Below are 21,341 nucleotides of genomic sequence, written 5' to 3'. Positions count from 1 at the left end.
GAAGCCGAGTCAGCGGTGGTCTGGGTCGGTTGTGAGGTCGGTGATGACGATGTCGATTCCGTCGGTGCCAAAGGGTGGATCGATCGGGCCGAGGAGGTCGGCGAAGACCCGGTAGGCGATGGTTCGGATCTGGTCGGCGAGGGCGTGGAGGTCCAGGCCGTACAAGGTCGCGACCTCGAGCACGGCGCCGGTGCAGGTGTCGCCGTCGCCGATCAGCTGGACCCGGTCCAGTTCGCAGCGCAGTTCGGCGACGGCCACGCGGAGTGCGCTGATCAACACCTGGTCGGTGATGAACAGCGTGGCGCCGTTGTCAGCTGCGGCGCGGATCGGACGCGACCGCCGGGTGATGGTCCGGAGCCGCTGCTTGATGGTGGCGGAGATGTCGATCCAGCCTGGTTCGGTCTGGGTGCGGGCCGCGTGTGCGGCACGACTCAGGACATCGTCCGTCATCGCCAGGCCTCCAACCGGTGTTGCAGCCCGACCCGAGCGCGGGAGAGCTGACCGCGAACCACGGTGGGGGTGGTGTTGAGCACGCTGGCGATCTCGGCGTAGCTCATCTGTTCGACCTCGCGGAGCAACCAGACGGCCCGCTGGAGCCAGGGCAATTCGGCCAAGGCCGCGCCGAGTGCGTCGAGCAGTCCGGCCTGGACGGCCTGCCCCGCCGGGTCTGTGCCGGGCGCGGGCAGGTCGGTGAGCGTGGTCTCCTCGACCGGCATGGCGCGTTTCTTACGGACCAGGTCGACGGCCTTGCGTCCGGTGATGGTGAACAGCCACGTCCGCAGCGGGGCGTCACCGCGGAAGTCGGGGAGGGCTTTCCAGGCCGCGACAAAGGCATCCTGCACCACCTCCTCAGCGTCTCCCTGGTCGTTGAGCATACGGCGGGCATAACGGAACATCGACGGTCCGTGCCGGTCGATGATCGCGGCGAAGGCCTCGATGTCGCCGAGCGCCGCAGCGCGCCGGAGCGTGGCATCACTCGAGCTTGCCCAGGTCTCTGCTTCGGGATGTCCAGCGCGCTGAGGGGTGGGGGTAACCCCGTTCACACAATGATTCAAACCGATTGCCGCGGGACGAGAAAGTTTCCGCGGGTCGCTGCGTGAGGTTCCGGCCGGTCGCCTCGTCCAACCCGACGAGAGACCAATCAGGAAAGACAGGAAGAAGGCCAGCCGATGACCGAGACCAGGGCGAGCGCGGACGCCGTGAAGACCTCCGGTGACAAGGCCGTTGCTGCCGGCGGCGGACCGTTGGGCAGCGAGCACGGCAAGACCACTATCGCTGACACCGTGGTGTCGAAGATTGCCGGCATCGCGACCCGCGAGGTGAACGGGGTGCACAATCTCGGCGGCGGTACGGCGCGTGCGGTGGGGATGCTGCGGGAACGGATCCCGGGATCGCGGACGAACATGTCCCAGGGGGTCGGGGTCGAGGTCGGAGAGACTCAGGCCGCGATCGATCTCGCGATTGTGGTGGAGTACGGCGTCAGCATCGCCGACCTCGCCCAGGGCATCCGGCGCAGCGTGATCGGCGCGGTCGAGCGGATGACCGGGCTGGAGGTCACCGAGGTGAATATCTCGGTCAACGACATCCACGTCGAGGGCGACGACGAAGGCGACACCGGTGAGGCCGAGGTCCGGGCGGAGCCCCGGGTCCAATGACCACTGCCGAGGCATCCGAGCTGTCCGAGCAGATCGCCGCCGCGGCCCTTTCGGTGGAGGGTGTCGCGGACCTGCACGGTGGGATGTTCGGCGAGATCGGGACCTACCTTCCCGGCGGCCGGGTCGCCGGCATCCGGATCTCCGGCGACCGGGTCGAGGTCCACGTCACGCTCTATTGGGAGTACGCCGTCCGCGCCACCGCCGACGCAGTCCGATCCGCGGTCGAACCGTTGGTCGACCAGCCGGTCTATGTGACGGTCGAAGACCTCGTACAGCGGCGGCCAGGGGAATTCGAGCGTGCGAGTGACCCGCCCATTGCCGGGTCGCCAGACTTGCGCCGGTCGGACGCTGGGCACCCCCGGAAGGAGAATTCATGAACACCTCTGTGATTGGCATGTTTGCCGGGCTGCTCGTCGCGGTCGCGGCAGCCGCCGGCGGGTTTATCGGCTTCCTGCTCGCCCTGGTCCTGGGTGCGACCGGTTTCGCCGTCGGCCTGTTCGCCGGCGGCGGATCGAGGCCCTTCGACGACTTGATGTCGCGCCGCGGGCGTGGCTGAGACGTTTCCTGACATGAGCACCTCGGCTTCGGCGGGTCCGCCGGCAGCACCAGACGACCTGATTCCAAGCCGGTCTGCCGGCGTGGCTGTTGACAGCGGCCGGCGGGGCCACCTGGAGATCAGTTCCCGGGCAGTCGAACGCATCGCCGAGGTTGCCGCTCGGCGGGAGGCTGCGGTGGTGCGACAGACGGCTACCTTCGGCCGCGGCCTACCACACGCCACCGCGAAGGTGGCAGGTCAACATGTCCGGCTGGACGTGGACGTCGTCGTGCGGTGGGGTCGGCCGCTGCCCGAGACAGCCGCTGCTGTCCGATCGCTGGTAGCAGAACACGTCTCCGAGCTCACCGGGCTTGTCGTCGATGCAGTGGCGGTTGACATCGTGGCCTTCGCGAGCGACCCGCATGCACCTGCGTTGACCGGCACGGAGACGAGGGAGTGAGATGAACAACGGACCTGCCAAGCGGCCGGTCGGCGCTGCCGCCGCCGCGCCGGTCGGGGTCTTGGCCGCCGTGGCCACCGTCGCACTCGGCGCGGTCGGTGTCCGTGACAGTCTGCAGGCCGCCGGCGTGGTGAGCGGACCATCGTGGACCGGATGGCTGGCCGGCAAAGTCGAGCCCGTCCAACCGGGTGACTGGATGATCCCGGCCGGCGTCATCGCGGTCGTTGCCGGGCTGTGGTTCCTGGTCGCAGCATTGAGACCGCGCCGCGTCACCCACGTCGCTGTCGGGCAGGACGGCGTCTGGATCCGCCGCCGCGACATCGCGCGTCTTGCCGCCGAATCTGCGGAGGCGGTGGACTCCGTCATCTCGGCCACGGCCAAGTCCCGGCGGAGGACGGTGCGGATCACGGTCCGGGCCACTGGCGACACCGACCGGGTCGCCACGGATCTGGATACCACCATCGGTCAACGGCTCGCCGTGTTGTCGCCACCACCGCGGATCCGCAGGCGGGTCGTCGAGGAGCACTGAGATGGGACGTGGAGTGATCGTCGCGGACCGGGTGGCCGCGTTCGTGGTGGGCGTCGGGCTCATCGCGGCTGGTGCCGGCGCCCTCGCATGGCGGTACGACCTCATCCCCGACGCACCGGCGCGGCTGCGGTTCAGCTGGCTACCCGACGCCACCCAGACCGAGTGGTGGCCCTGGGCAACAGGCGCTGCCGGGGTGCTCCTGGTGCTGATCGGGCTGACCTGGCTGATCAGGCACTTCCGCAGCCGCGGTGTCGGCCGGCTGCAGCTGCTGGGCAGCGACCACACCGGGCGGCTCACCGCCGACGCGAACGCCGCCGCCACCGCGGCCGGACACACCCTCACTCGGACCGCTGGCGTGCGCAGCTCGACCGGACGGGTGGTCGCAGACCGGGGCCAGCTCGTCGCCGAACTGAACCTCACGATCGAACCGACCGCCGACCTTGGCACGGTCCAAGCCGCAGCCGAACAGGCCAGCCACGAGCTGCACCGCATCGTCGGACGCGACGACCTGCACCACCGCGTCCAGCTCCACGTTGCCCGGCATGAGGAAACCTCAGCCCGCGTGCGCTAGAGCCACCCGACAGGTCATGGTCACGAGGGCCGGGCGGCGTCGTCGGAGTGACCAGCTTGGTTTGGAACTCGCGCTGACAACGGGCGGAGCCGGGATGCGCTGACCCAGACGAGCCTCCCGTAGTGGTCGATGAGCACCTGATGCCCACGGCGGCCATAGCGAGTGGCGTGGGCGGTCGCGCTCAGCCAGTGGCCACCGATGAAGACCTGGACCTCCTTCGGCAAGGCCCTAGGCGTGGCTTCCAACTGTGCATCTGGCTGCTCGTCGTCGTACACGGCAATCGCCGCCTCTCACCTGCCAAGTTCCCTCCCGGCCGACGGGCAATCATGATCCCGACAGGGCTTGACGGCGGAGCTTGCGGAGGTGGTGGAGGGTTTCGCCGGTGAAGAGGGCCAGGGCGGCCCAGATGAGGGCGAAGCCGGTGAGGCGGGCGGGTGGCATGGGCTCGTTGAAGGCGAAGACGCCGAGGAGGAACTGGATCGACGGGGTGAGGTACTGCAGCAGGCCGAGGTAGGTGAGGGGGATCCGCGTGGCCGCGCCGGCGAAGAAGAGGAGTGGAACTGCTGTGAGCGGGCCGGCGGCGATCAGGAGCAGCGTCGTTGACAATCCGGCGTGTCCGAAGGCGGCGCGGCCCATGAGGTCCATCCAGACCAGATAGCCCAGTGCGAACGGCAGGATGACCGTCGCCTCGACGACGAGGCTTTCGACCGCCCCGGTCGCCGCCTTCTTCTTCAGTACGCCGTACGTCGCAAAGGTCAGCGCCAACCCGATCGCCACCCACGGCACCCGACCGTAGTCGAAGGTCAGCCAAGCAACCGCCGCGACGGCCAAGATGAGGGCGAGCCACTGCGGACGCCGTAGCCGCTCGCGGAACAGCACCACTCCGAGCGTGACCGTGACCAACGGGCTGATGAAGTACCCGAGCGACGTCTCGACCACTCGCGCGTGGTTGACGCCCCAGATGTACATGTACCAGTTGAACGCGATGACGACCGCGGCCACGGCGAGAAGCCGCAACGCTGCGGGCCGCTGCTTCAGTTCGCGCCACCAGCCGGCGCGGGGACGTACCCACAGCAGCAGTGCGCAGATGCCGAGCGCCCAGACGAACCGATGGGCGAGAGCCTCGACCGCGCCGACGTTGTCGAGTAGTCGCCAGTACAGGGGGAACAACCCCCAGATCCCGTAGGCGGAGGCGCCGAAGAGCAGGCCCGTGTTCAGGGGCGCGGGACCGTCGGCGTCGGTCACCGCGGCCTCTGGTGCTGAGGTTTGTACAGACATCGCGGTTTCTGCCTTCTCAGTAGGGATCTTGCAAACCAGCATGGATCGGCAGATTGATGACGTCTAATGCCAGTTCTTTGCTGAACACATTGATATCTTTGATCTATGCTCAACCTGGTCCATCTGAAGGTTCTGGCCGCGGTGGCGCGACACGAGTCCGTGACCGAGGCGGCAAGAGAGCTGCACTACTCGCAACCTTCGGTCAGTCATCACCTGTCCCGGTTGGAAGCAGCCACTGGCGTCAAGCTCGTTCAGCGGATCGGTCGTGGGATCCGCTTGACGCCGGAAGGGCGGCTGCTCGCCAACCGGGCGTCCGAGATCATCGGCCGCGTCGACTCGGCGACCAACGAGCTGGCGGCTCAAGTCGGGCTACAGACCGGGAGGGTTCGGCTGGCCGCCAACGCGTCGGTGCTGAGCACGATCGTGCCGAAGGCGGCAGCCCTGTCGGCGCAGGCCTACCCAGGACTCGAGCTGAGCCTGATCGACCGTCACCCGGTCGAAGCGCTGGAGATGCTGCGGCACGGCGAGATCGACGTCGCCCTCGTCTTCCGGTACGCCCACGCCCCGGTCGAGGACGACGGATTCCGCCTCGTCCATATCTGCGACGACCCGATCTACCTCATCAGCCGGCAACCCGACGACAGCATGGCGAACCATCGTGACTCCGCCTGGATCGGCGGTTGTGAGCGGTGCCAGGAAGAGCTGGTCAGTGTGTGCCGGCGAGAAGGCTTCACCCCACGCTTCGCCTCACTCAGCGACGACATGGTCGTCGTACAGTCTCTGGTCGCCGCAGGCATCGGCGTCACGACCCTGCCCGGCTTTGCGCTCCAGGCCCATCGCCGACCCGACATCCACGCCACCGAACTCACCAGCTACCACCGCCGGATCTACGCTGTCACGTACGGCGAGCCGCCAGACCCGCCCGCCACCACGGCATTGATCCAAGCCATCCGGGATTCAGTTTCAGCTCAGGAGAGCACTCGGTAGGTCACGTGGGTGACCAGGCTCGCTGCCCGCGCCTTCACCTGCTCGAGTTTCAGCGGCGGGACGCCCTCGAACAGCCGTGTGCCGGCGCCGAGGATGAGCGGCGAGATGTGCAGCCGCAGCTCGTCGATCAGGCCGGCGGTGAGGTACTGGTTGATGGTGGTCGCCCCGCCCATGATCGCGACGTTGCCGTCCCCGGCCGCCTCGCGCGCCTGAGCCAGTGCCGACTCGATCCCGTCGGTGATGAAGTGGTACGACGTACCACCGGCCATCGGCTGCGGATCGCGCGCGTGGTGGGTGAGCACGAAGACCGGGGCGTGGTACGGCGGCTCGTCGCCCCACCAGCCGTTCCAGTCCCGATCCCATTCACCGCGCACCGGGCCGAACATGTTGCGCCCCATGATGAAGGCCTTGGCGTCAAGGCCCTCGTCGATCTCGGCCTGGTTCTCGTCGGGAGTCTCGGAGTACCAGGCGTGCAGCTTGTCGCCCCAGCCGTCGCCACCGTCGTCGCCGAACGGGCGTTCCTCGGTCTGGTTGAGCCCAGCCGAGTACCCGTCGGCCGAGATCGTGAGACCGCTGAACACCTTGCCCTGATGTGTGGTCATGCTCCTCATCCCCTTCGCGGTAAGCCTTCTGTCAAGCAGCATGAACCGGACGCAGTATGACGTCTAATGCCAATTCTCTGCTGGTCACATCAACATCCTTGATCTGTCGTTGACTGACAGAAGTAGCTCAGCGACCATTGAGTCAATGAATGCTGAGTCTTTGGGACGCCGGGCGCGGGTGCACGCCGCGTTGGGGGATCCGGCGCGGTTGGCGATCGTGGACGCGCTCATCGTCGGGGATGCAGCGCCGGGGGAGTTGAGTGCGCTGCTGGAGATGCCCACCAACTTGGTCGCGCATCACTTGAAGGTTCTGCAGGACGCCGGCCTGGTGGTACGCGGGAGGTCTGAAGGCGACCAGCGCCGGACCTACGTGCACTTGGTTCCCGAGACGTTGGCGATGGCCGCGAGTCCTTCGTTGAGCGAGGTGCCGCGAGTGGTGTTTCTGTGTACGCACAACTCGGCGCGGTCGCAGCTGGCGGCGGCGATCTGGGCGCAGCGTAGTCGGGTGCCGGTGGCGTCGGCGGGGACACGGCCTGCGGAGCGCGCGCATCCGCGGGCGGTCAAAGTGGCGCGGCGCCGTGGGCTGGATCCGGCCAAGTGGCGCACCGCGCTGGTGAGTGACGTTGTGAAGCCTGATGACTTGGTGATCGCGGTCTGCGACATCGCATATGAACAACTGCCGTCCGAGGCCCGGCCGCGGGTGCATTGGTCGGTGCCGGATCCGGCCGCGACGGACACGGATGCGGCCTTCGAGGCTGCGTACGACGAGCTCGCAGGCCGGATCGATCGGTTGGCGCCATTGGTTTCCGCGGAGGAAGCGGCGAAATGACTCAAGTTACGCGGTACTACCGGGACGACCTGTCCATCGATCAGCAGCTTGCGTTGCGTACGGCGGCCAACCGGTTGCGGGAGCACTTCGCCGGCATTTACGGGCCGGACACGATCGAGTGGTTCCTGCATTCGAGTTATGACCAGTTCGCGACCCCCGGCTCCGTCCCGAACTCCTTGCCGTTGCTGGCTGAGCGGTTCGCTCGTCAGCGGCTGACCGCGCTCGCCAAGGTCGAGAGCCATCACAATGACAGTCGGCCTGTTGTGCTGTTCCTCTGCGTGCACAACGCCGGGCGCAGCCAGATGGCGCTCGGGTTCTTCGAGCGTCTGGCCGGCGATCGGGCGGTTGGCTGGTCCGGTGGTTCGGAACCGGATATCGAACTCAACGACGCCGCGGTGGCAGCGATGGGCGAGCGTGGCATCGACATCTCGACGGAGTATCCGAAGCCATGGACCGACGAGATCGTGCGTGCCGCGGATGTCGTGGTGACGATGGGCTGCGGTGACGCCTGCCCGATCTTTCCCGGCAAGCGGTACGAGAACTGGGACCTGGACGACCCGGCCGAGCTCGAGTTGGCCGAGATTCGCCCGATCCGGGACGAGATCGAGCACCGGGTTCGTCGGCTGCTCGGCGAGCTCGCCGTACCCGCTGCGAGGGGTCGGTGACGACCGTTCCCCGGTGGCGCCGGGCAGTTGCCGAAGGCATCGGAACTGGGTCGCTGGTCACCGTCGTCATCGGCTCGGGGATCGCCGCCGCGAAGTTGTCGCCTGACGATGTCGGACTCCAACTCCTGGAGAACGCGTTCGCGACGGCACTCGGTCTCGCCGTACTGATCCTGATGATCGGTCCGGTATCCGGCGCACACTTCAACCCGGTGGTGTCAGCCGTCGACTGGTGGCTCGGCCGCGGGCTGACTGCGCAGGACCTTGCTGCCTACGTCCCAGCGCAGATCGTCGGTGCGGTGCTGGGCGCCGTACTCGCGAATCTCATGTACGGCGAAGCCGCGGTGTCCTGGGCGACGACGGAACGCAGTGCCGGGCATCTGTGGCTTGGTGAGGTGGTCGCGACGGCCGGGTTGATCGTGCTGATCTTCGCGCTCGCTGCGTCCGGGCGGGCGGTGGTCGCGCCGGCCGCGGTCGGTGCGTACATCGGATCGGCGTACTGGTTCACCTCGTCGACGTCGTTCGCCAATCCGGCGGTCACGATCGGACGCGCGTTCAGCGACACCTTCGCCGGGATCGCCCCGGCCTCCGTGCCTGGCTTCGTCATCGCTCAGGTTGTCGGCGCTATTGCCGGAGTGGGTTTGCTGGCCTTGTTGTATCCCAGGGCTGGAGACGACGTCGTGACTACTGATAGCCCTGCGAGGACTGGAGCGTCCACATGAGCAAGCCAAGCGTTCTGTTCGTCTGCGTCCACAACGCCGGCCGGTCTCAGATGGCCGCGGGTTGGTTGCGGCAGCTGGCGGGCGACGCGGTCGAGGTCCGCTCGGCGGGATCGGAGCCGAAGGATCAGATCAACCCGGTCGCCGTGGAGGCGATGCGCGAGGTTGGTATCGACATCACGGGCGCGGTGCCGCAGCGGCTCGAGTACGAGACGGCTAAGAGTAGCGACGTGATCGTCACCATGGGCTGCGGCGATGCGTGCCCAGTGTTCCCGGGCAAGCGGTACGAGGATTGGGAGCTCACCGATCCAGCCGGACAGCCGATCGAGGTCGTCCGCCAGGTCCGCGACGAAATCCGCTCCCGGGTGGAGAAGCTGGTTGGCGAACTCCGCGAAGCCTGACAGTCGCGGTCAGGTGGTGGCCGGCGTCGGTACCGATAGCAGGGTCGAGAGCCAAGTCAGGCGCTCAGGGAGTGGCCAGTAGTAGACCCAGGTGCCGCGGCGCTCGCAGTCGACCAGGCCGGCCTCGCGCAGCACCTTCAGGTGGTGGGAGATCGTCGGACCGGAGACGTCGAACTGCGGCGTGATGTCGCAAACGCAGATCTCGGCACCGGCCGAGGCAATGATCGACATCAGCCGCAGCCGCACCGGATCGGCGAGCGCCTTGAACACCGTCGCGCCCTCGACCGCGGCCGTGCTGTCGAGCGCCGCGTCCATGATGGGAACGCAGCACCCGTCGACGGTCTCGATCGAGAGCTCCTGTTTTGACATGCGTCTATCTTGACTTACGTCTAATCAAGGGGCAAGCTGCTTGATTAGATGAACGTCTAGACAGCGCGGAGGATGATCGTGACAGAGCCGGTGGTAGTCATCGGAGCAGGCCCGGTGGGACTGGCCGCGGCCGCGCACTTGGCCGAGCGCAGGCTGGAGTTCGTCGTACTGGAATCCGGACCGAGCGTGGCCGCGGCGATCGACGAGTGGCGGCACGTGAAGCTGTTCAGCCCGTGGCGGTACGACATCGACGGCGCCGCGCGTCGGCTGCTCGAAGAGGCCGGATGGGATGAGCCGGACCTCGACGTCCTGCCGACCGGTGGAGATCTGGTCGACGCCTACCTTGCGCCGCTGGCCAAGACGCCGCAGCTGGCTGACCGGATCCGATACGGCGCTGAGGTCACCGCGGTGACGCGGGTCGGCTTCGACCGCGTTCGGACGGTTGGCCGTGAGGATGCGCCGTTCCTGGTTCGACTGGGCGACGGTGACGAGATCCTTGCGAGTGCAGTCATCGATGCCGCGGGGACCTGGCGGCGGCCGAACGTGCTTGGCGGCTCGGGCATCCCGGCGCGCGGCGAGGCCGAGATCTCCGACGCGATCGCACGAGCCCTGCCGGACGTACTGGGGCGTGACCGCGCGCGCTTCGCAGGCCGTCGTACGGCGGTCGTCGGCGCCGGCCACTCTGCAGCCACCACGCTGCTCGAGCTCGGTGAACTGGCCGAGCAGGAGCCGGGAACTGAGGTGCTCTGGGTGGTTCGCGGCTCTGACCAGGCCCGCACGTACGGCGGCGGCGAGGCCGACGAGCTACCCGCTCGCGGAGCGCTCGGCCTGCGGCTGAAGAAGCTGGTGCAGTCCGGTCACGTCGAGCTGGTGAGTAGCTTCCGGATCGAGGCGATCGCGCGTACGACGGACGGCCGGGTGGAGCTGGTCGCGGGGGACCGGCGGGTGGTCGCGGACACGGTGGTCAACTCGACCGGCTTCCGTCCTGACCACGACATGGTCGGCGAGCTGCGGCTCGACCTCGACCCGATCCTAGGATCGACCCGGGCGCTGGCGCCGCTGATCGACCCGAACAAGCACTCCTGTGGAACCGTCCCGCCGCACGGCGTCGACGAGCTGACCCACCCCGAGCCGGGCTACTACGCGGTCGGCGCGAAGTCCTATGGCCGGGCGCCGACCTTCCTGCTGGCCACCGGCTACGAGCAGGCGCGTTCGGTGGTCGCCGCGCTCGCAGGTGACTGGGAGTCTGCCCGTGACGTCCAGCTGAACCTGCCCGAGACCGGCGTGTGCTCGTCGAACCTCGCGTACGGCTCGGCGGACGAAGCAGACGCCGGCGGCTGCTGCGGCCCAGCGCCTCAAACAGTCGACGCTCCAACCAGCCGCGGCCTGGCGACCGGCATCGGCGGCGGCCTACTCACCCTCATCGAGACCAAGCCCACCACCCAATCCAGCTGCTGCGGTTGATGACGTCCGGTTCAGGTCTGGTCGACCCTGTATCGCCGCTGCTGAATCAGGCGCCCAGTGTGAGCTGGCGTCGGTGGAAGTCGAAGTGCTGTGTCGGAAACCTGTAGACGTCGGCCAGGGTCATGTAGTCCTTGAAGAATGGGTCCCAGCGCGTCGGGTAGTGCATCCCACGCGACAGGTCCGCTTCACGCTCGGCATCCAGCCGCCGGTGCAGCTTGGCGACGACATGGTCGAACATCACCACCATGCGTTCTGGACTGACCGTGTTGCCGGCGGCGTACGAGCCAAGAAAGTTCACCACATCGAACGGCTTTGTCCCGGCGTTCAGTAGACGTGCGTACGCGCGGCTGACTCCGACCGGCAGGCGCCCGAATACCCGTACAAGTCCGAGCAACGCGCGGAGAATCAGGTAGCCGAGCAGCATGTGAAAGAGCAGCTGCCGGTTGTTCCATCGCGTGCCGTTCGACGGCCTGCGCAGGGCGGCGTCGTCGGCCTGCTCCACGAGCTGGTGGAACTCGCGTCGAGCCCGCTCCCATTCCTCGTGCGCCACAGTCCGCTCCATGTTTCATAGTCGGCCGCGATCGCGCCCGCGCCAAGCCGCTCGACAACCGGACCTTGTCGCACGCTAGGACGACAACTTAGTGTTGTCGGGTGGACATGAGTACCAGGGCGTTGATCGAGGCTGTGGCTGGTCAGGCCTCTGCGCAGGATCCGCTCGTACTGCTGGAGACGGCGGTGAGTGTTGCCGGCCAGGTTGGTGGCATGGCCGATGCGATGGTCGATCACTACGTCGGGGCTGCGCGGGCGGCTGGGTTGTCGTGGACTGTGATCGGGGAGCGGTTAGGGGTCTCCAAGCAGGCTGCGCGGCAGCGGTTCTCGCCTCGGTTGGAAGCGGAGAGCGGTACGGCGAGCGGGGAGCTTCCCGCCTTGGCGCCTCGATTGTCGGCATGCGTCGAGGTCGCGCAGGCGGCGGCTGAAGCTCACGGGACTGTGGCCGGCACTCAGCATCTCCTGCTCGGGCTGCAGCACGTGGGCGTGGCCGCGAATGTGCTCGACCGCCTTGGAGTGACGCGCGACGCAGTGGCAGCGGCGAGCGCCCGGCTTTTGACGTCTCGTGACACCGACGGTGAGCATGTGGTCGGCGACGGGGAGGCTGAGGCCACGGTGGTGGCTGCACAGCGGTTCGCCGCCAGTCGCGGCCAGAACCTCACGCGGACGGAGCATCTGCTGTTCGTGCTGGCGCTCGATCCTGGTTCGTCGGCTCGTCGTGTGCTCGACGACCTCGGGATTGATCCGGCGCGAGTGAAGAAGGAGCTCAGTGATCAGCTTCCGCCGCCACCGCGCTCCGGGCGGCGAGGCCGTCGTACTGGAAAGCCTGACCGGGATGGGCGGGCGTGCTCGTTCTGCGGTTGCGCTGACGTTGATCGGGTCATGGTGAACGGTCCTGGGGTGCGGATCTGCAGCGAATGCGTCGTACTGGCGACGGACATCGTCGCGGCGACGCCGGGGACTCGTCGGTTGCGGGATTGACTCCGTAGTTGGGTACGGGGTTCACGATGGGGTATGCGGATGAGTGAGTTGGCTGGTTGGGCTGTGAGGCTCGAGGTGCTGCACGTTCCGGATTGCCCGAACTTGTCTCCACTGCTGGAACGTCTTGCGCAGGTGACGGATCTGCCCGTGGTGACCCGGGTGATCGAGTCGGACGAGGATGCCGCGCGGTTGGGCATGACAGGATCGCCGACGCTGCTGGTGGATGGTGTCGATCTGTTCGGCGTCGCGGGGGAGGGTGGTCTGTGGTGCCGGGTTTCGGTGCCGCCGGTCGAGCAGTTGCGTGCGGCAATCACCGGGCTGCACCCTACGCCGAAGGGAGCGCCGTAGGCGGAGTCCAACAGGACCAGATCGGCTGTCTGGTCATCTGGTGGTGGGAGATGGGGCGGTGGGGAGTTGGATTTTGGCTTGGAGGCCGCCGGTGGGGCGGGGGGTGAGGGTGAGGGTTCCGTCGTGGGCCTGGGTGATGCTTTTGACGATTGCCAGGCCCAGGCCGACGCCGGCGTGGTCGGTGTGGACGCGTTGGGTGCCGCGCTGGAACGGTTCGGTGAGGGTCGAGACCAGCTGTGGGGTCAGCTTGTCGCCGGTGTTCTCGACCGTGAGCGTCGCCGTACGTCGGTGAACGCTCGTCGTGACCCACACGGTGCCCTGGTCGGGCAGGTTGTGAACGATCGCGTTGTGGACCAGGTTCGTTGTCATCTGCAACAGAAGCGTGTGTGAGCCGATGGTGTGGGCGATGTCGCCGGAGGTCTCGATGGTGAGGCCGCGCTTTTCGGCGAAGGGGAGGAGCGTTTCGGCGGCTTCTTCCGCGACGAGGGACAGGTCGACGGGTTCGCGGGTGAAGGACCGCTGGTTGGCGCGGCTGAGCAGGAGCAATGCTTCGGTGAGGTCGATCGCCCGGGTATTGACGTAGTGGAGGCGCTCGATCAGTTCGCCGCTGTCGTGGTTGGGATCCTTGCGGGCCACGTCGAGCAGTGTCTGCGTGATCGCCAGTGGGGTGCGCAGTTCGTGGGAGGCGTTGGCCGCGAATCTCTGCTGTTCGGCGTCGTGTGCTTCGAGCTTCGCGAGCATCGTGTCGAAGGCGTCGGCGAGTTCGCGGAACTCGTCGTTCGGGCCTTCCAACTGGATCCGGTGGGCGAGCGAACCGTTCGCGGCCAGGCGGGTGGCGTTGGTGATGCGGGTCAGGGGCGCGAGCATGCTGCCGGCCAGGATCCATCCGCCCACGAGGCCGAAGAGCACCAGGAGCGTCAGCATCGCGGCTGCCTTCGGGGCGAACGCTCGCTGCAGGGCGCCACGGTCGGGGATGGACATCGGGCTGGGCTCGAGCCTCTCGGGTACGTAGCGCAGCAGGAACACCCACACGACCGCGAGCAGCAAGAAGCCGGCAAGCGTGATGAACCCCGCATAGCTGAGCGTGAGTTTGAGGCGAACACTCAAGCCAGGCTGTCTATCCATGGTCTCCTTCCTCACGTCCGGCGCCAGGTGCTGTGTCGATGCGGTAGCCGGCGCCTGCCACAGTGGCGATGACCCAGGGTTCGCCGAGGCGTTTGCGCAGTGCGGAGACGGTGATGCGTACGGCGTTGGTGAAGGGGTCGGCGTTCTCGTCCCACGCCCGTTCCAGGAGTTCTTCGGCGCTGACGACGCCGCCTTCGGCAGCCACCAGGACTTCGAGTACGGCGAACTGTTTCCGGGTGAGCGCGACGTACCGGCCGTCGCGGTAGACCTCGCGGCGGAACGGATCCAGCCGCAGGCCGGCAATCTCCCGTACGGGCGGTCTGTTGTGGGCGCGCCTGCGGTCGAGTGCCCTGAGCCGGAGTACGAGTTCTTTGAGTTCGAAGGGCTTGGTGAGGTAGTCGTCGGCACCGAGCTCGAATCCGGAGGTCTTGTCGTCGAGCCGGTCGGCGGCGGTCAGCATGAGGATCGGCATACCGCTGCCGGAGGCAACAATCCGTTTGGCGATCTCGTCCCCGGACGGGCCGGGGATGTCGCGGTCGAGTACGGCGATGTCGTAGGCGTTGATGCTCAGCAATTCCAGTGCGGTGTCACCGTCACCGGCGACGTCGGCAGCGATCGCTTCCAGGCGCAGCCCGGCGCGAATGGCGTCCGCCATATCGGGTTCGTCCTCGACGAGCAATACACGCACACTCTCGATGGTACGAGGCGGAACGTATCGTCCGCGTATCGAAAACCACATACGTAGTGACAACACCACGCTGTCTTGACTGGATGCATGCTCGCCAGTGAACCGGTACACGCAGCAAGTCGCCGTACCAAATTGATCATCCGCGCGGCCCTTGTGGTCGCCAACGTGGCGCTTGTCGGCGTCTTCATTCACCAAGTGCTGGCGCCGTCCTCCTTCACTTCCGCACCGCCGAGCGACACTCACCCCTCTGCAGTCGGCGAGGCGGATGGCGTCGTGCCCGACGGTGTGACGGTTTTCGATGACGAAGTTCCTGCTGTTGCGAACCTCGACCCCGATCTGCTCCGTGCCCTGCGCAGAGCTGCGACGGATGCTGCGGACGACGGGGTCGAGTTTTTCGTCAACAGCGGCTGGCGCTCCCCGGCGTACCAGGAGCAACTACTCCGTGAGGCGGTCTCGAAATACGGCTCGGAAAAGGAGGCCGCTCGATGGGTGGCTACCCCTGAGACGTCTCCACACGTGTCGGGGCACGCGATCGACATCGGGCGCTCCGACGCCACCGCCTGGCTGTCCAAGCACGGCGCCAGGTACGGGCTGTGCCAGATCTACAAGAACGAACCCTGGCACTACGAACTGCGTCCCGAAGCCGTCGAGGACGGTTGTCCCAGGATGTACGCCGATCCGACGCACGATCCCAGGATGCAGCAGTGAGTCGGACCGTCGGGCCGATCAGCGCCGCCGAGCACCTGGCGTTCGCGCAGACACAGCGGCCGGTCAGCTTCCTGCAGACGCCGGCGTGGGGCCGCGTCAAGACCGTGTGGCGCAGTGAGTCCCTCGGCTGGTACGACGACGGGCAGCAGGTCGGAGCCGGGTTGGTTCTTCACCGCCCGGTCCCGCGGCTCGAGCGCTACACGCTGGCCTATCTGCCCGAGGGCCCGGCCATCGACTGGACCGGCGAGATCGACGCGTGGCTCGACCCGCTGGCGGCGTACCTCAAGGCGCACGGCGCGTTCGCGATCCGGCTCGGTCCGCCAGTACGCACGCATGCGTGGACCGCTGGCCAGGTCAAGGAGGGCATCGCTGATCGGGGGATCGAGCGGCTCACCGACATGGCCGCGCAGGTCGACCCGGTTGGCGCCCGCGTGACGAACCAGCTGCGCGACGCCGGCTGGCTGCCGCAGAGCCCGGAGGACGGCTTCGGGGCCGGTCAGCCGCAGTTCAAATATGAGCTTCCGCTGGCCGGCAAGACCGAGGACGACCTGCTCCGGGGGATGAACCAGCTATGGCGGCGCAACATCAAGAAGGCGACCAAGGAGGGCGTCGAGGTCACGGTCGGCGAGGCCGAGGATCTGAAGGCGTTCCACGACCTCTACGTGCACACGGCCGAGCGCGACCGCTTCACGCCCCGTGGGCTGCGCTACTTCGAGACCATGTTCGCGATGATGAGCGCTGAGGACCCCGACCGCATTCGGCTCTACCTCGCCCATCATCACGGCGACCTGGTCGCCGCCACCATCATGGTCCGCGCCGGCGCGCACGCGTCGTACCTCTACGGCGCCTCCTCCACCGCGAAGCGAGAGGTGCGCGGCTCCAACGCCTGTCAGTGGGCGATGATCCGCGATGCGCTGGCGGCCGGCTGCGAGGTCTACAACCTGCGCGGCATCACGCCCACCCTCGACGCCGACGACCCGCATGTCGGGCTGATCCAGTTCAAGGTCGGTACGGGCGGTGAGGCAGTCCGGTACGTCGGCGAGTGGGACCTGCCGCTGCGCCCGATGGTCTACCGGGCCTTTGACCTCTACATGAGCCGGCGCGAGATGAAGCGGAGGTAGCGGTGCGCATCAATGGGTGGCACGGGTGGCTGGGTACGTTCAATGGCGTTGTCCTCATAACGGTGCTCGCCTTGCCGTTGGCGGCGCTCGCGGTGTGGGCTCTGGCACGCCGTCGGCGCGTCACCGGCGTCACGGCGGCGTGGGCGTGGCGCGCGTCGCTGGCCGAGGTGGGCATCGTCTACGGGACGGTGCCGTGGGTGTGGCTGACCATGCTGCCGGGCAGCGGGGCCGGCGTCGTCCCCGGCCGGGTGAGCCTGGTGCCGCTACGCGACCTGCTCACGATGTCGCCTCCCCAGGTCATCGGCAACCTACTGATCTTCGCAGCCCTCGGTTTCTTCACCCCGCTGCGGTTCCCAGCGCTAGCGTCGGTCCCGCGAATCCTGGCGCTCGCAGCGGGCTGCTCGATCCTGATCGAGGCCGCCCAGTACGTCCTACGACTCGACCGGGTGTCCTCCGTAGACGACGTACTCCTCAACACCACCGGCGCCGTCCTGTCCGCCGTGGCATCCCGCCCCTGGTGGCGCGCCACGTTCAGAGCGTCCTCAGGCCAACCGCGATCGGCTCCAGTACCAAGTGATATTACCCGCGGTTAACATGTGGTTGGCATATCGAAAACCGCATACGTGGTGACAACACAAAGCCTCCTTTACTGGTTGGCATGGACTACAGCGAATCGGTGCGGACAGCGGCTCTTGAGCGGTGGCTGGTGTCTGCTTCCTCCTCGGCCGTGCCGGCAACGGGAATCACGGTCTTTGGGTGTGGGCAGGATGAGGCTGTCCTGTTCCGGGAGTTGGCGCCTCGCTTTGGGGTGGTGCCGACCATCACCGAGGCAGCGGTCACTCAGGCGAATGTCGAGCTGGCCTTCGGCAACCGGTGCGTCAGCGTCGGTCATAAGAGCCAGATCACCAGCGCCACTCTTCGGGCGCTCAGCCAGGTCGGCGTCACGTATATGTCGACCAGGAGCATCGGATACAACCACATCGATCTGAGGTATGCGGCGCGCGTCGGGATCTTCGTCGAGAACGTCACCTACTCGCCCGACAGTGTCGCCGACTACACGCTGATGCTGATGCTCATGGCGGTGCGACAGGCAAAGTCCGTCATCCGTCGTGTCGAAGCCCATGACTATCGCCTGAATGACGTGCGCGGGAAAGAACTACGCGACCTCACCGTCGGCGTCATCGGAACAGGTCGCATCGGCGCCGCGGTCATGGACAGGCTGCGAGGCTTCGGCTGCCGGGTGCTGGCTTATGACAATCGTCCCAAGACCTCGGCCAACTACGTTCCTCTCGATGAACTGCTACAGCACAGCGACATCGTCACGCTCCATACACCGCTCACCGCGGATACGCACCATCTCTTGAATCGTCAACGTATCAAGCAGATGAAGCACGGCGCGTTCATTGTCAACACTGGACGCGGCGCTCTCCTCGACACCGAGACCCTTGTTCCAGCCCTGGAAAGCGGCAGATTGGGCGGCGCCGCGCTGGATGTCGTCGAAGGAGAGGAAGGAATCTTCTACGCCGACTGCAGAAACAAACCCATCGAAAGCGAACTGTTGCTGCGGTTGCACGAACTGCCCAACGTGCTCATCAGTCCGCACACCGCGTACTACACAGACCGCGCCTTGAGCGACACCGTTGAAAACTCGATCATCAATTGCCTGAAGTATGAAAGCAGGAAACAGCGTGGATAGACTGAAAGTCGGCATCATCTTCGGCGGCTGCTCCGAGGAGCATCCCATCTCTATCAAATCTGCGCAGGAGGTCGCCAAACACCTCGATACCGAAAAGTATGAACCGTACTATCTCGGGATCACGAAGGACGGTGTGTGGCAGCTTTGTGATGGCCCTGGCGCAGACTGGGAGAGCGGCGGTTGCCGTCCCGCCGTGCTGTCGCCGGACCGAGGCGCACATGGCTTGCTGGTCCTGGAACAGGGGCGATGCGAGACGATCGAGCTAGACGTGGTGTTGCCGGTTCTGCATGGCAAGCTCGGCGAAGATGGCGCGATTCAGGGCTTGCTGGAACTGTCCGGCATCCCGTACGCGGGCTGCGATATCCCAAGTTCTGCCCTGTGTATGGACAAGTCCCTTGCCTACGTCGTCGTCAAGAACGCGGGAATCGCCACGCCGAAATTCTGGACCGTCGCCGCTGACGAGACTGTTGATCCCGAGCAGCTGACCTATCCCGTCTTTGTCAAGCCTGCCCGCTCGGGTTCGTCTTTCGGCGTCAGCAAGGTCGCTCGCAAGGAAGAGTTGCCGAGTGCGCTGGAGGCCGCACGGCAGTACGACTCGAAGGTGCTGATCGAACAGTCTGTGGCCGGCAGCGAGGTCGGATGCGCCATCCTGGGTGACGATCTCGAGCTGATTGCCGGAGAGGTGGATCGGATTGCGCTGTCCCATGGCTTTTTCAGAATCCACCAGGAGAGTACGCCCGAACGCGGTTCCGACAACTCGACTCCGATCGTCCCCGCGGACATTCCAGCCGAGATGCGCTCGCGCGTGCAGGAGACCGCAAAGGCCATCTATCGTGCCTTGGGATGCAAGGGACTGGCCCGGGTGGACATGTTCCTCAAGGAAGATGGAACTGTGGTCCTCAACGAGGTCAATACGCTGCCTGGCATGACGTCGTACAGCCGTTATCCGAGGATGATGGCGGCCGCCGGGTTGCCGCTTGGTGAGGTGATCGACCGGATGGTGTCGTTGGCGTTGACAGGTAAAGCCGATGCAAGCTGACCTTGTCTTCGTGGACGAGTTTGTCCCCGGAGTGCGGTGGGATTCCAAGTACGCGACGTGGGACAACTTCACCGGCAGACCGGTGGACGGATATCTGGCCAATCGGATTGTTGGCACGAGGGCCTTGTGTGCCGCCCTCGAAAGCGCCCGAGAGGCGGCCGCGTCACTTGGCTTCGGCTTGCTTCTTTGGGATGGCTACCGTCCGCAGCGCGCCGTAGATTGTTTCCTGCGCTGGTCAAAACAGCCGGAGGACGGCCGCACGAAGTTGCGGCACTATCCGAAGATCGACCGCGCCGAGATGTTTGAAAGAGGGTATGTGGCGGTCAAGTCTGGTCACAGCCGGGGCAGTGCTGTCGACTTGACGCTCTATCATCTGGCGACCGGTGAACTGGCTCCGATGGGCGGTGACCATGACTTGATGGATTCAGTCTCGCATCACGGAGCAACAGGAATCTCTGACGCCGAAGCGAGAAACCGTCAATACCTTCGTTCGATCATGGAGGCCAGCGGGTTCAGCTCATACGATTGCGAGTGGTGGCATTACACGCTCAAAGACGAGCCTTACCCCGACACCTATTTTGACTTCCCCATCAGCCCCTGGAAGGCGTGATGGACCGCGCGAGGACTGTCAGGGGTGGGGGTGGTGTGCCATGCTGTGCCAACCATGGGCGAGGTGGCAGGTCAGGACGCGGTGCTGCCGGTGGCGCCGCAGACTGCGGAGTCGCTGGCCAGGAGCATGCTGGCGCAACTGCCGGCGGTGACCGACGCGCTGGTTCAGACCATCTACGAGCAGAACCCGGCCTACCGGGAGATGAACTCGGTTCCGGCGGAAGACCTGTGGCAGTCCTGTCACGACAACATCGCCCGGGTCGTGCAGATGATCGCCGGAGCGGATCATCACCCGGACGGGTCGGTCACCGAGGACTACTTCGACGCCGCGCATGAGACAGGGCGGCGCCGGGCCGAGCAGCGGATGGCCCTGGACGACGTGCTCCGCTCGTTCCGCCTCGGCGGGCGGTTGGTGTGGGAGGCGCTGATCGAGGAGGCCCGCGCGCTGGGTGTGGCTGACACCGATGTCCTGCTGGATGTGGCGAGCAAGGTCTGGGAGGTTGTCGACACCACCTCCTCGCAGGTCGCGGTCGCCTATCACACCACGGAACGCCAACTCGTCCGCGCCGACGAGCAGCGCCGGGCGACGCTGTGGGAGGGACTGCTCCACGGCCGCGCGAAGGACCCGGCCTTCGTCCATGAGGCGGCGACGGTCCTCGACGTCCCCGTAAATGGCCCCTATGCGGTGGTGGCGATCGACACCCAGACCGACGACGACCGCCTGACCACTTCGCTCGTACGGCGGATGGCCGTCGTACGAGTCGGCTCGGCCTGGCAGACGCGGGCCGGCGCGGTCGTCGGGTTGCTTGCCCTAGGCACCGAGTCGCCGGACGTGGTGCTCAGGCTGCTGCGCGACAACCTGCAGGTGCCGGCGGGCATGTCCGGTGTCGTCACAGGTTTAGCGAATGTTGACGTTGCGTATCGTCAGGCGAGGCTGGCGCGGCGGACTCTGCCGGCTGGTGAGCTCGGGGTGGCGTCGCTGACGGAGCGGCTGCCCGAAGCGTTGCTGCTCAGTGCTCCGGAGCTGGCCGAGCAACTCGTCCAGGCGTGGCTGGTGCCGTTGATGAAGGTACCCGCGGCCGAACGTGAGCTGTTGCTCGACACCCTCGAGAAGTGGGTGACCGCAGGCGGTTCGATCCGCGGTACGGCCGAGTTGGCGCACTGCCACCGCAACACGGTGATCAATCGGCTCCACCGGATCCACCAGATCACCGGCCGCAACCTGACCGACGTGACCTCCCACGTGGAACTCGGTCTCGCGCTGCGTGCCATCCGGTTGTTTCCGCCGCAGTAACCGATCCCTCCGGCTGTGCGTTGTGCACAGTGTGGCTGCGCAAAACGTAGGCGTCCTGGCCATGCCGCGAAAGCCGCCTGCGCTGCCAGACTGCGTCTCCAGCATTGGTCGAACACGGAGGA

The 21,341-nt window shown here is 66.4% G+C and carries 29 protein-coding genes; 21 read left to right on the top strand and 8 right to left on the bottom strand.

Annotated features, from left to right (window positions below):
- Nucleotides 1–9 precede the first annotated feature (9 nt).
- Nucleotides 10–450 carry a hypothetical protein gene (locus tag EV646_RS01680; protein WP_132143164.1) on the bottom strand — a complete coding sequence of 147 codons (441 nt, stop codon included), beginning with the start codon at nucleotides 448–450 and terminating at the stop codon, nucleotides 10–12.
- Nucleotides 447–1,043: an RNA polymerase sigma factor gene (locus EV646_RS01675; RefSeq protein ID WP_199236747.1), complete on the bottom strand. Its 597-nt coding sequence runs from the start codon at nucleotides 1,041–1,043 to the stop codon at nucleotides 447–449. The genes EV646_RS01680 and EV646_RS01675 overlap by 4 nt, the downstream gene beginning before the upstream one ends.
- 126 nt (nucleotides 1,044–1,169) lie before the next feature.
- Between EV646_RS01675 and EV646_RS01670 the strand changes: the two genes are divergently transcribed.
- From EV646_RS01670 to EV646_RS01645, 6 genes are all read left to right on the top strand, one after another.
- Nucleotides 1,170–1,655, top strand: coding sequence for an Asp23/Gls24 family envelope stress response protein (locus EV646_RS01670; RefSeq protein ID WP_132143162.1), 486 nt, complete (start codon nucleotides 1,170–1,172; stop codon nucleotides 1,653–1,655).
- Nucleotides 1,652–2,032, top strand: a complete 381-nt coding sequence (locus EV646_RS01665) for an Asp23/Gls24 family envelope stress response protein (RefSeq protein ID WP_199236746.1) — start codon at nucleotides 1,652–1,654, stop codon at nucleotides 2,030–2,032. The genes EV646_RS01670 and EV646_RS01665 overlap by 4 nt, the downstream gene beginning before the upstream one ends.
- Nucleotides 2,029–2,211: a hypothetical protein gene (locus tag EV646_RS01660; RefSeq protein WP_132143160.1), complete on the top strand. Its 183-nt coding sequence runs from the start codon at nucleotides 2,029–2,031 to the stop codon at nucleotides 2,209–2,211. The genes EV646_RS01665 and EV646_RS01660 overlap by 4 nt, the downstream gene beginning before the upstream one ends.
- Before the next feature lie 82 nt (nucleotides 2,212–2,293).
- A complete protein-coding gene (locus tag EV646_RS01655) occupies nucleotides 2,294–2,650 on the top strand; it encodes an Asp23/Gls24 family envelope stress response protein (RefSeq protein WP_158290883.1) in 357 nt (118 codons plus the stop codon).
- Nucleotide 2,651: 1 nt separating this feature from the next.
- Nucleotides 2,652–3,179: a DUF6286 domain-containing protein gene (locus EV646_RS01650; protein WP_132143156.1), complete on the top strand. Its 528-nt coding sequence runs from the start codon at nucleotides 2,652–2,654 to the stop codon at nucleotides 3,177–3,179.
- Nucleotide 3,180: 1 nt separating this feature from the next.
- A complete protein-coding gene (locus EV646_RS01645) occupies nucleotides 3,181–3,750 on the top strand; it encodes a hypothetical protein (RefSeq protein ID WP_132143154.1) in 570 nt (189 codons plus the stop codon).
- Between the two features lie 324 nt (nucleotides 3,751–4,074).
- On the opposite strand, the gene rarD is transcribed toward EV646_RS01645, so the two are convergent.
- Nucleotides 4,075–5,028: an EamA family transporter RarD gene (gene rarD, locus EV646_RS01640; protein WP_132143152.1), complete on the bottom strand. Its 954-nt coding sequence runs from the start codon at nucleotides 5,026–5,028 to the stop codon at nucleotides 4,075–4,077.
- 105 nt (nucleotides 5,029–5,133) lie between these two features.
- On the opposite strand from rarD, the gene EV646_RS01635 reads away from it, so the two are divergent.
- Complete coding sequence (locus EV646_RS01635; protein ID WP_132143150.1) at nucleotides 5,134–6,015, top strand: LysR family transcriptional regulator; 882 nt, start codon at nucleotides 5,134–5,136, stop codon at nucleotides 6,013–6,015.
- Here EV646_RS01635 and EV646_RS01630 read toward each other — a convergent pair.
- Nucleotides 5,997–6,617: a dihydrofolate reductase family protein gene (locus EV646_RS01630; protein WP_132143148.1), complete on the bottom strand. Its 621-nt coding sequence runs from the start codon at nucleotides 6,615–6,617 to the stop codon at nucleotides 5,997–5,999. The genes EV646_RS01635 and EV646_RS01630 overlap by 19 nt on opposite strands.
- Nucleotides 6,618–6,762: 145 nt before the next feature.
- Here EV646_RS01630 and EV646_RS01625 point away from each other — a divergent pair, with 145 nt between their 5' ends.
- The 4 genes from EV646_RS01625 to EV646_RS01610 are packed head-to-tail and all read left to right on the top strand — an operon-like array spanning nucleotide 6,763 to nucleotide 9,228.
- Nucleotides 6,763–7,446, top strand: a complete 684-nt coding sequence (locus EV646_RS01625) for an arsenate reductase/protein-tyrosine-phosphatase family protein (RefSeq protein WP_132143146.1) — start codon at nucleotides 6,763–6,765, stop codon at nucleotides 7,444–7,446.
- Nucleotides 7,443–8,111, top strand: a complete 669-nt coding sequence (locus tag EV646_RS01620; RefSeq protein ID WP_132143144.1) for an arsenate reductase ArsC — start codon at nucleotides 7,443–7,445, stop codon at nucleotides 8,109–8,111. The genes EV646_RS01625 and EV646_RS01620 overlap by 4 nt, the downstream gene beginning before the upstream one ends.
- Complete coding sequence (locus tag EV646_RS01615; protein ID WP_132143142.1) at nucleotides 8,108–8,830, top strand: aquaporin; 723 nt, start codon at nucleotides 8,108–8,110, stop codon at nucleotides 8,828–8,830. Before EV646_RS01620 ends, EV646_RS01615 begins: the two co-directional genes overlap by 4 nt.
- The gene (locus EV646_RS01610) at nucleotides 8,827–9,228 is read left to right on the top strand and encodes an arsenate reductase ArsC (RefSeq protein WP_132143140.1); all 402 of its coding nucleotides are present in this window, start codon (nucleotides 8,827–8,829) and stop codon (nucleotides 9,226–9,228) included. Before EV646_RS01615 ends, EV646_RS01610 begins: the two co-directional genes overlap by 4 nt.
- 9 nt (nucleotides 9,229–9,237) lie before the next feature.
- Here EV646_RS01610 and EV646_RS01605 read toward each other — a convergent pair whose 3' ends face one another.
- The gene (locus EV646_RS01605; protein ID WP_132143138.1) at nucleotides 9,238–9,597 is read right to left on the bottom strand and encodes an ArsR/SmtB family transcription factor; all 360 of its coding nucleotides are present in this window, start codon (nucleotides 9,595–9,597) and stop codon (nucleotides 9,238–9,240) included.
- A 72-nt stretch (nucleotides 9,598–9,669) separates the two neighbouring features.
- On the opposite strand from EV646_RS01605, the gene EV646_RS01600 reads away from it, so the two are divergent.
- Nucleotides 9,670–11,061, top strand: a complete 1,392-nt coding sequence (locus tag EV646_RS01600) for an FAD-dependent oxidoreductase (RefSeq protein ID WP_132143136.1) — start codon at nucleotides 9,670–9,672, stop codon at nucleotides 11,059–11,061.
- Nucleotides 11,062–11,107: 46 nt separating this feature from the next.
- Here EV646_RS01600 and EV646_RS01595 read toward each other — a convergent pair whose 3' ends face one another.
- Nucleotides 11,108–11,623 carry a DinB family protein gene (locus tag EV646_RS01595; RefSeq protein ID WP_132143134.1) on the bottom strand — a complete coding sequence of 172 codons (516 nt, stop codon included), beginning with the start codon at nucleotides 11,621–11,623 and terminating at the stop codon, nucleotides 11,108–11,110.
- A gap of 95 nt (nucleotides 11,624–11,718) precedes the next feature.
- On the opposite strand from EV646_RS01595, the gene EV646_RS01590 reads away from it, so the two are divergent.
- Entirely contained in the window at nucleotides 11,719–12,591 is an 873-nt protein-coding gene (locus tag EV646_RS01590; RefSeq protein WP_241995346.1) for a ClpX C4-type zinc finger protein, read from the top strand.
- A 39-nt stretch (nucleotides 12,592–12,630) separates the two neighbouring features.
- Nucleotides 12,631–12,939: a hypothetical protein gene (locus EV646_RS39750; protein ID WP_241995136.1), complete on the top strand. Its 309-nt coding sequence runs from the start codon at nucleotides 12,631–12,633 to the stop codon at nucleotides 12,937–12,939.
- A 33-nt stretch (nucleotides 12,940–12,972) separates the two neighbouring features.
- Here the strand turns inward: EV646_RS39750 and EV646_RS01580 are convergent, their stop codons facing one another.
- Both EV646_RS01580 and EV646_RS01575 read right to left on the bottom strand, forming a co-directional pair.
- Entirely contained in the window at nucleotides 12,973–14,064 is a 1,092-nt protein-coding gene (locus tag EV646_RS01580; protein WP_132143131.1) for a sensor histidine kinase, read from the bottom strand.
- Complete coding sequence (locus EV646_RS01575) at nucleotides 14,057–14,752, bottom strand: response regulator transcription factor (protein WP_132143129.1); 696 nt, start codon at nucleotides 14,750–14,752, stop codon at nucleotides 14,057–14,059. The genes EV646_RS01580 and EV646_RS01575 overlap by 8 nt, the downstream gene beginning before the upstream one ends.
- A gap of 87 nt (nucleotides 14,753–14,839) precedes the next feature.
- Between EV646_RS01575 and EV646_RS01570 the strand changes: the two genes are divergently transcribed.
- From EV646_RS01570 to EV646_RS01540, 7 genes are all read left to right on the top strand, one after another.
- Complete coding sequence (locus EV646_RS01570; RefSeq protein ID WP_132143127.1) at nucleotides 14,840–15,460, top strand: M15 family metallopeptidase; 621 nt, start codon at nucleotides 14,840–14,842, stop codon at nucleotides 15,458–15,460.
- Entirely contained in the window at nucleotides 15,457–16,581 is a 1,125-nt protein-coding gene (locus tag EV646_RS01565; protein ID WP_132143125.1) for a lipid II:glycine glycyltransferase FemX, read from the top strand. Before EV646_RS01570 ends, EV646_RS01565 begins: the two co-directional genes overlap by 4 nt.
- Nucleotides 16,582–16,583: 2 nt before the next feature.
- The gene (locus EV646_RS01560) at nucleotides 16,584–17,174 is read left to right on the top strand and encodes a VanZ family protein (RefSeq protein ID WP_132143123.1); all 591 of its coding nucleotides are present in this window, start codon (nucleotides 16,584–16,586) and stop codon (nucleotides 17,172–17,174) included.
- A 134-nt stretch (nucleotides 17,175–17,308) separates the two neighbouring features.
- Nucleotides 17,309–18,277, top strand: a complete 969-nt coding sequence (vanH, locus tag EV646_RS01555; RefSeq protein ID WP_199236815.1) for a D-lactate dehydrogenase VanH — start codon at nucleotides 17,309–17,311, stop codon at nucleotides 18,275–18,277.
- Nucleotides 18,270–19,316, top strand: coding sequence for a D-alanine--(R)-lactate ligase VanA-Sc (vanA-Sc, locus tag EV646_RS01550; RefSeq protein ID WP_132143119.1), 1,047 nt, complete (start codon nucleotides 18,270–18,272; stop codon nucleotides 19,314–19,316). Before vanH ends, vanA-Sc begins: the two co-directional genes overlap by 8 nt.
- Complete coding sequence (gene vanX, locus EV646_RS01545; RefSeq protein ID WP_132143117.1) at nucleotides 19,306–19,926, top strand: D-Ala-D-Ala dipeptidase VanX; 621 nt, start codon at nucleotides 19,306–19,308, stop codon at nucleotides 19,924–19,926. The genes vanA-Sc and vanX overlap by 11 nt, the downstream gene beginning before the upstream one ends.
- A gap of 54 nt (nucleotides 19,927–19,980) precedes the next feature.
- Nucleotides 19,981–21,219, top strand: coding sequence for a PucR family transcriptional regulator (locus tag EV646_RS01540; protein ID WP_132143115.1), 1,239 nt, complete (start codon nucleotides 19,981–19,983; stop codon nucleotides 21,217–21,219).
- Nucleotides 21,220–21,341: the final 122 nt, after the last annotated feature.

Source organism: Kribbella antiqua, assembly GCF_004345665.1.
Lineage (GTDB): Bacteria > Actinomycetota > Actinomycetes > Propionibacteriales > Kribbellaceae > Kribbella > Kribbella antiqua.
Note: the sequence above shows the minus strand (reverse complement) of the source record. Positions and strands in the feature narration are given on the sequence as shown.